The organism is Novosphingobium piscinae (genome assembly GCF_014230355.1).
GTDB lineage: Bacteria > Pseudomonadota > Alphaproteobacteria > Sphingomonadales > Sphingomonadaceae > Novosphingobium > Novosphingobium piscinae.
Window position 1 is genome coordinate 34,369 of record NZ_JACLAX010000022.1, and the last position, 6,919, is coordinate 41,287.

Consider the following 6,919-nt stretch of genomic DNA (forward strand, 5'->3'; position numbering starts at 1 on the left):
GCGGCGGACTAGCCCTGCCGGGGCAGGACTGCGATCGCGTAGGTCATCATGTCCAGCATGTCGTCGAAGAACTGGCGCGGGGTCATGCCCGAGTGCTCCGGGCCCGAAGCGTACTGCGTCGCCCCCTGCAGGAACATGGCACCGACACATTCGAGGCGGAACGCCGCGAGCGTGGGGCCGAGCGCCGACAGGCGCCGCTCGAGCAGGGTCATGGCCTCGCGCAGGGCCAGCGTCGTCGGGCTGCCCCGGTCGACCGGGTGCTCCACCCCGCGCGGGCGATGGGTCGCCAGATAGGCGGCATGGCAGCGCATGTACGAGATGATGCCCTGCTCCTCGTACATGGAGAAGTTGGGCTCGAACAGGATGCGCAGCAGGAAGCGCAGGTTGTCGAGCTGGCCGGTCCGCCGACCCTCCTCGAGCAGCGCCTCGCGCTGCGGCTGCAGCTGCTCTTCGCGATATTCGAACACGGCGTAGAGCAGCCCGAGCTGATCCCCGAAGTGGTACTGCACCGATCCTGCGAACTTCTGTTCGGCCGCCTCGCAGATCATCCGCATCGTCACGCCGTCGATCCCGCGCTCGCCGAACAGCTTTTCCGCCTCGAGGATGAGTCGCTCGCGCGTGCCTGTGGCAAGCGGGCGGACCTTGCGGGCAGGGGCGGAGCGGGTGGCCATGGCTCCGGCCTAGCCACGGGGCCCAAAAAGTCAATTATATTACGGATGTGCTAGCCAACCCGACGATAGGTCGGAAAATCGCTGGTTTTTTGATCCGGATCAAGCTACGAATCATACACGTGTAATAAGCCGCACCGGTCGCACGCAATCACGACGATGGAGAGAGAAGCCATGGAAGTCGGTATGTTCCAGACCCCGTTCCTGCCGCCGGAGCGGACCCCCTCCGAGGTGTTCGACTGGGCTGTCGCTCAGGCCGTCACCGCCGACCAGGCGGGGTTCAGCGAATACTGGATCGGTGAGCACGCCACCCTGATGTGGGAAGCCATTCCCAGCCCCGAGCTGGTGATCGCCGCCGCCGCGCGTCAGACCGAGCGGATCAAGTTGGGCCCCCTCGCCCACCTGCTCCCCTACTACCACCCCGCCACGCTCGCCGCGCAGGCCGCCTGGCTGAGCCACATCCTCAAGGGTCGCTACCAGATGGGCATTGCCCCTGGCGCCTATCCCGGTGACGCCCGCATGCGCGGCTTCACCGATCTGTCGAAGAACCACCGCATGCAGGCCGAGTCGGTCAAGATCATGGAGATGATCTGGAAGGGCGAGCCTTTCGACTACCAGGGCGAATTCTGGAATGCGGGTATCCCGGAAGGCGACGCCGACCACCCGGTGCGCGACCAGCGCCCCTGGGGCGACCACATGCCGATGGCGATGACCGGGCTCAGCCCCAATTCGCCCTCGATCCGCTATGCCGGCGCCCATGGGTATTCGCCCTGTTCGGTGTTCTCGAGCAACCGCGCGCTGATCGATCACTTCGACATCTTCGCCACGGCCGCCGCCGATGCGGGCCGCCCGGGTGACCGCACCAAGCACCGCGTGGTGCGCGACGTGTTCATCGCCGACACCGACGCAGAGGCGCGCAAGCTGGCGCTCGAAGGCGGCATGGGCCGCGCCTGGAAGGAATACCTGCTGCCGACCTATCATGCCTTCGGCATCGCCGAGGCCATGGTCGAGGGCACCGGCCTGTCGGTTTCCGACGTGACGCTGGAGTTCCTCGCCGACAACTTCTGGATCGTGGGTTCGCCCGAGACGGTGCAGGAAAAGTTCGAGGCCTGGATGGACGGGCTTGGCGGCGGCTTCGGCACGCTCCTGCTTTACAGCTACGACTACATCGACAACCCGACTCCGTGGAACGAGTCCATGCGTCGCATGGCCCAGGACATCGCCCCGAAGCTCCCGACCGCGGCCTTCGCCGCCGTGGAGGCCTGAATGAGCGACACCGCCACCCTCGCCAAGCCGGCCGCCGACATCCCGGCCGACCGGATCGTCGACTTCGACATCTACAACCCGTTCAAGGGCCAGTTCGACCTGCATGTCGCCTGGGCCGAACTGCAGAAGTCGACCCCGCACCAGATCGTCTGGACCCCGCACAACGAAGGCCACTGGATCGCGCTGTCGCCGGACCTGATCAACCAGGTCTATTCCGACGCCACGCGGTTCTCCAGCCGGGTCGTGCTCGTCCCGAAGTCGACCGCGGGCGAAGCCTATGCGGAGTTCATCCCGCTGTCGCTCGATCCGCCGGTGCACCGCCCGTTCCGCAAGGTGCTCAACGACAAGCTCTACGGTTCGGCGATCCACCCGCTCGAACCCAAGGTGCGCAAGCTCACAGCCGAGCTGATCGACGGCTTCGTCGCCAACGGCCGCTGCGACTTCGTCCACGAATTCGCCGAGCAGCTGCCGCTGCGTGTGTTCATGCAGCTGGTGGACCTGCCCGAGGAGCACCTGCCCAAGCTCAAGCCGCTGGCGGACCAGTTCACCCGGCCCGACGGCAGCATGACCCCGGCCGAGGCGACCGAGGCGTTCAAGGCCTATGTCGAGCCGATCCTCGAGGAGCGGCGGATCAAAGGCGGGGACGACCTGCTCACCCACATCGCCACCAGCGAGGTCGAAGGCCGGCCGATGACACTGAGCGAGTCGGCCCGCCTGGCGATCCAGGTCCTGGTCGGCGGGCTCGACACCGTGGTGAACTTCATGAGCTTCACCATGCGCATCCTGGCCGAGGCGCCCGAGGTGCAGGCGCGGCTCGCCGCCAGCACCGACCTGCACCATGCCGCGATCAACGAGTGCCTGCGGCGCCTGCCGCTGGTCTCCTCGGCACGCGAGGTCGTGGCAGATACCGAGGTCGACGGTGTCCGGCTGGCCAAGGGCGACATGGTCGTCGCCCCGACCGAGCTCTATGCGCTGAGCCCGGAGATGAACGTGAACCCGATGGCCTTCGATCTCGATCGCAAGGTGCGCAACCACATGGCCTTCGGCAGCGGTCACCACACCTGCCCCGGCCAGTTCCTCGCCCGCATGGAAATGAAGGTCCTGCTCGAGGAATGGTTCGCCCGGATCCCGCGCTTCGAGCTCGAGCCCGGCCAGACGCTGCGCCACCGCGGCGGCATCGTCGGCGGCTGCGAGCCGTTCATCCTGCGCTGGCCGACGGCCTGATCGCCCCACCAATGCCGGACGGAGGGGCGGCAGATGCCTCCCCTCCGTCCGGACGGGCTGTCTCAACGTTGCAATCGAAAGCGATCCCACTGATGATCACGCTAACTGTCGTCGACCGCCAGGGCGCGTCGACCCCGATCTCGGCTGCCCCCGGCACCACGCTGATGGAAGCGATCCGCGACCACGGCTTCGACCAGCTGCTCGCGCTGTGCGGCGGGTGCTGCTCCTGCGCCACCTGCCACGTCTATGTCGACGGCGACGACCAGAGCGGTCTCAGCGAGGACGAGAACGACCTGCTCGATTCCTCGAGCCACCGCACCGCGACCTCGCGCCTGTCATGCCAAGTGACGCTCACCGAGGGCCACTCCGGCCTCACCGTGCGCATCGCACCGGAAGAGTGACACAGCGTTCATGACCTGCGCGCCCGGCTCGGTCCTGGAAGCCTCTATCGAGGCCGTGGCCGGGACCGGTCTCGATGTGGTCCCGGAGTTCTTCGCACGGTTCTACGAGGCGTGGCCCGAACAACGCGACGACTTCAGCCGCCCGGCGACGACGCAAGGCGCCATGGTCAACGAGATGCTGGCGATCCTTGCGGCTCTGGCCACGGATGATCCGGTTGGTGACGCCCTGATTGCCGATTGCACGGCCCGGCACCACAGCTACGGCGCGATCGCCGCAGCGGACTTCACCGAAGCAGCGCGGATGCTGATGGATACCATGCAACGCGCCGCGGGGTCGGCATGGCGGGCGGAACATACTCAGGTCTGGTCAGCGCTCCTGACCAGACTGCGCGACGCGGTCGATCGGGCAGAAACGGTCGCCAGCCCCTGCTGACGAACCGCGCCGCCGGCTCACAGAACGACGAAAGGACAAGACGATGGCCGAGAAAGTCTACCCCGACGCGCCGAGCGCCCTGTCCGGGCTGCTGCGCGACGGCATGCTGATCGCGAGCGGCGGCTTCGGCCTCTGCGGGATTCCCGAGCGGCTGCTGGATGCGATCCGCGATAGCGGGGTCAAGGACCTGACCTTCGCCAGCAACAACGCCGGGATCGACAACGAAGGCATCGGCAAGCTGCTGCGCACGCGGCAGGTGCGCAAGATGATCGCGAGCTACGTCGGCGAGAACAAGGAGTTCGAGCGCCAGTACCTCGCCGGCGAGCTCGAGGTCGAGTTCTGCCCCCAGGGGACCCTGGCCGAGCGGATGCGCGCGGGCGGGGCGGGGATCCCGGGGTTCTACACGAAGACCGGGGTCGGCACGCTGGTGGCCGAGGGCAAGGAGGTGAAGTCCTTCAACGGACAGGACTACATCCTCGAGCAGGGCATCTTCGCCGACCTCGCCGTGGTCAAGGCATGGAAGGCCGACACCACCGGCAACACCGTGTTCCGCAAGACCGCGCGCAACTTCAACGTGCCCGCGGCGACCTGCGGCAAGGTCTGCGTGGTCGAGGTCGAGGAGCTGGTCGAGCCCGGCAGCCTCGATCCCGATGCGATCCACCTGCCGGGCGTCTACGTCCAGCGCATCGTCGTCGGCGCGCCCTACGACAAGAAGATCGAGTTCCGCACCACCCGCAGCACGGATGTCGGCTGATGACCAAGCATGATGGACTGACCAAGGGCTGGACCCGCGACCAGATGGCCGCCCGCGCCGCGCAGGAGCTGCGCGACGGCTACTACGTGAACCTGGGCATCGGCATCCCCACGCTGGTCGCCAACCACGTGCCGCAGGGCATCACCGTGACGCTGCAGAGCGAGAACGGCATGCTCGGGATCGGTCCCTTCCCCACCGAGGACCAGGTCGACGCCGACCTGATCAATGCCGGCAAGCAGACGATCAGCGAGCTGCCGCATTCGGCCTACTTCGACAGCGCGCAGTCCTTCGCGATGATCCGCGGCGGCAAGATCGACCTGACCGTGCTGGGCGCGATGGAAGTGGCCGAAAACGGCGACATCGCCAACTGGATGATCCCGGGCAAGATGATCAAGGGCATGGGCGGGGCGATGGACCTCGTCGCCGGGGTCAGGAAGATCATCGTCGTGATGGAGCACTGCGCCAAGGACGGCAGCGCCAAGTTCATCCCAGCCTGCACCCTGCCGCTCACGGGCCGCAACGTGGTCGACATGGTGGTCACCGACCTCGCCGTCTTCCAGCGCCCCGATCACGCCAGCCCGTTCCGCCTGGTCGAATGCGCCCCCGGGGTGACCGCCCACGAGGTGCGGGCAAAGACCACCGCGCAGTACGTGGACTGACCCGGCAGCAATCCTGCCTATTCTCACGAACCCGGGCAGTCGCAAGGCCACACGGCCAACTGGCGCAAGCCAGTTCGGCCGGCGCGAGTCCCCCCCCCCCCGGACGTGGGTGACAGAACCGCTCGAATTCGAACCCACAGGACGGAAAACACGTTCTGGCGAACGCTTGGATGCGACTTCTGGATCGAGTTTGGGGCCCGTGCCCCCACCCGCTCGCGCCAGCGCCCCCGGGAATGCCCCCAAGCGCAGAGGATGCAAAGTGCGCAAGACTACAAAGCTGAAAGTCACTCCGAAGTGGTAGGCCCTCTCATTTGGCACTGCCCTTCCGCAACCGCCGCGATCCAGGCGTTTATCTCGGCTTCGACCCACACCGCACACTTGGGGCCGAGAGAACGAGCTTTCGGAAAACGCCCATCGCTCATGCGCTGATAGATGGCCGATCGGCGCAAGCCCACCCGCGCCATGACTTCAGGCAGCCGGAGAAGTCGCCCCGGTGTATTGGGAGACTCGGCAACGGCCTTCGAAGTGCGGGTTTGGTTGATCTCTTCCATGTCTTATCTCGACCCTGACGTTCAGACCCCTCCGAACCCTGTGAGCTAACGCACCAGCGACATGGTGATGTCGCGGTTCGCCACATCGTCGATGTGCTTGGCGAGCAGCCGGGCGACGAGCTGGGCGGTACCGCCAGCCCAGCGCGGACGAATGTCCTCGAGGCGGCGGCCAAGTACCCGCTGCATCTGTCCCGGGAGGCCAGCTAGAAACTCCTCGAGGAACTCACCCATGGCGCTGTGCATCCATTCGCGCGCAAGGTCCTCCTCGCCTGCGAGGAGCAGGATCAGGCTGGCGCGCGGCCAGGCGCCGCAGGCGCCAAGCACGCGGGCCGCTTCGTCAAGGCCGATCGCGCGGTCGCCGCGCGCAACACGCAGCAGGGTTTCGCGGTGCATGCCACACTCGGTCGCGATGATGTGGCGGGGCCGGCCCGAGGCCGCAATCGCGTGGGTCAACACGCGGGCCAGGGCCTGGTTCGCCAGGTCTGCAGGGGGTGATGCTGCGGTCATGTCTGTGCTCCTCGTCGGCTGATCCGGTTCGAGTCGAGAGAATATCGCAGGCGACGGCGCGTAGGAAACAAGAAAGAACATTAACGGAACATATCGGTAATTTACGAATCACATCCTAGCTGCGAGTCGGCGGAGAACGCCGTCGCTGAGCACGGCATACGCCAGCTATCCGGCTCAGTATCTACGACCTAAATGCCGAGTCAGAGCGACACACGGCGAAAGATGAGTCCGCATCGATCCGCCTGGCACGCTCGATCTCGCCCCGCCATTTCCTACATCCATTTCCTAGAGGCATGTGGAATTCACAGCGAACGCTAGGACGCTGTGCTCACCCTCCAGCTGGAGCATCCCCATGACCTCTCTCACCCTCCCCCGGCGATCCGCCCTGCCCCTCGGCAAGGCCCTCGACATTGTCGTGCCGCTGACGATCGCGGCGCTCGCCGCCAGCGCCGCCCA

The 6,919-nt window shown here is 66.3% G+C and carries 9 protein-coding genes; 6 read left to right on the forward strand and 3 right to left on the reverse strand.

The window, feature by feature from the left end; translation table 11 throughout:
- Positions 1 to 8: 8 nt before the first annotated feature.
- Positions 9 to 671, reverse strand: a complete 663-nt coding sequence (locus H7F53_RS15715; protein WP_185680461.1) for a TetR/AcrR family transcriptional regulator — start codon at positions 669 to 671, stop codon at positions 9 to 11.
- A 171-nt stretch (positions 672 to 842) separates the two neighbouring features.
- On the opposite strand from H7F53_RS15715, the gene H7F53_RS15720 reads away from it, so the two are divergent.
- From H7F53_RS15720 to H7F53_RS15745, 6 genes are all read left to right on the forward strand, one after another.
- Positions 843 to 1,934, forward strand: a complete 1,092-nt coding sequence (locus H7F53_RS15720; protein WP_185680462.1) for an LLM class flavin-dependent oxidoreductase — start codon at positions 843 to 845, stop codon at positions 1,932 to 1,934.
- The gene (locus tag H7F53_RS15725; RefSeq protein ID WP_185680463.1) at positions 1,935 to 3,158 is read left to right on the forward strand and encodes a cytochrome P450; all 1,224 of its coding nucleotides are present in this window, start codon (positions 1,935 to 1,937) and stop codon (positions 3,156 to 3,158) included. It begins immediately after the preceding gene.
- A gap of 92 nt (positions 3,159 to 3,250) precedes the next feature.
- Positions 3,251 to 3,559, forward strand: coding sequence for a 2Fe-2S iron-sulfur cluster-binding protein (locus H7F53_RS15730; protein ID WP_185680464.1), 309 nt, complete (start codon positions 3,251 to 3,253; stop codon positions 3,557 to 3,559).
- Positions 3,560 to 3,569: 10 nt separating this feature from the next.
- Positions 3,570 to 3,992 carry a globin gene (locus H7F53_RS15735; RefSeq protein ID WP_185680465.1) on the forward strand — a complete coding sequence of 141 codons (423 nt, stop codon included), beginning with the start codon at positions 3,570 to 3,572 and terminating at the stop codon, positions 3,990 to 3,992.
- Positions 3,993 to 4,035: 43 nt separating this feature from the next.
- On the forward strand, positions 4,036 to 4,746 hold the full coding sequence (locus H7F53_RS15740) for a CoA transferase subunit A (RefSeq protein ID WP_185680466.1): 711 nt from the start codon (positions 4,036 to 4,038) through the stop codon (positions 4,744 to 4,746).
- Complete coding sequence (locus H7F53_RS15745; protein WP_185680467.1) at positions 4,746 to 5,405, forward strand: CoA transferase subunit B; 660 nt, start codon at positions 4,746 to 4,748, stop codon at positions 5,403 to 5,405. Before H7F53_RS15740 ends, H7F53_RS15745 begins: the two co-directional genes overlap by 1 nt.
- 284 nt (positions 5,406 to 5,689) lie before the next feature.
- Here the strand turns inward: H7F53_RS15745 and H7F53_RS15750 are convergent, their stop codons facing one another.
- Complete coding sequence (locus H7F53_RS15750) at positions 5,690 to 5,956, reverse strand: helix-turn-helix transcriptional regulator (protein ID WP_185680468.1); 267 nt, start codon at positions 5,954 to 5,956, stop codon at positions 5,690 to 5,692.
- 45 nt (positions 5,957 to 6,001) lie between these two features.
- The gene (locus tag H7F53_RS15755) at positions 6,002 to 6,463 is read right to left on the reverse strand and encodes a transcriptional regulator (RefSeq protein ID WP_185680469.1); all 462 of its coding nucleotides are present in this window, start codon (positions 6,461 to 6,463) and stop codon (positions 6,002 to 6,004) included.
- Positions 6,464 to 6,919: the final 456 nt, after the last annotated feature.

Coding starts and splice junctions, on each gene's coding strand:
- H7F53_RS15735 (WP_185680465.1), top strand. CDS start 3,570: ATGACCTGCGCGCCCGGCTCGGTCCTGGAAGCCTCTATCGAGGCCGTG.
- H7F53_RS15720 (WP_185680462.1), top strand. CDS start 843: ATGGAAGTCGGTATGTTCCAGACCCCGTTCCTGCCGCCGGAGCGGACC.
- H7F53_RS15750 (WP_185680468.1), bottom strand. CDS start 5,956: ATGGAAGAGATCAACCAAACCCGCACTTCGAAGGCCGTTGCCGAGTCT.
- H7F53_RS15745 (WP_185680467.1), top strand. CDS start 4,746: ATGACCAAGCATGATGGACTGACCAAGGGCTGGACCCGCGACCAGATG.
- H7F53_RS15755 (WP_185680469.1), bottom strand. CDS start 6,463: ATGACCGCAGCATCACCCCCTGCAGACCTGGCGAACCAGGCCCTGGCC.
- H7F53_RS15740 (WP_185680466.1), top strand. CDS start 4,036: ATGGCCGAGAAAGTCTACCCCGACGCGCCGAGCGCCCTGTCCGGGCTG.
- H7F53_RS15725 (WP_185680463.1), top strand. CDS start 1,935: ATGAGCGACACCGCCACCCTCGCCAAGCCGGCCGCCGACATCCCGGCC.
- H7F53_RS15730 (WP_185680464.1), top strand. CDS start 3,251: ATGATCACGCTAACTGTCGTCGACCGCCAGGGCGCGTCGACCCCGATC.
- H7F53_RS15715 (WP_185680461.1), bottom strand. CDS start 671: ATGGCCACCCGCTCCGCCCCTGCCCGCAAGGTCCGCCCGCTTGCCACA.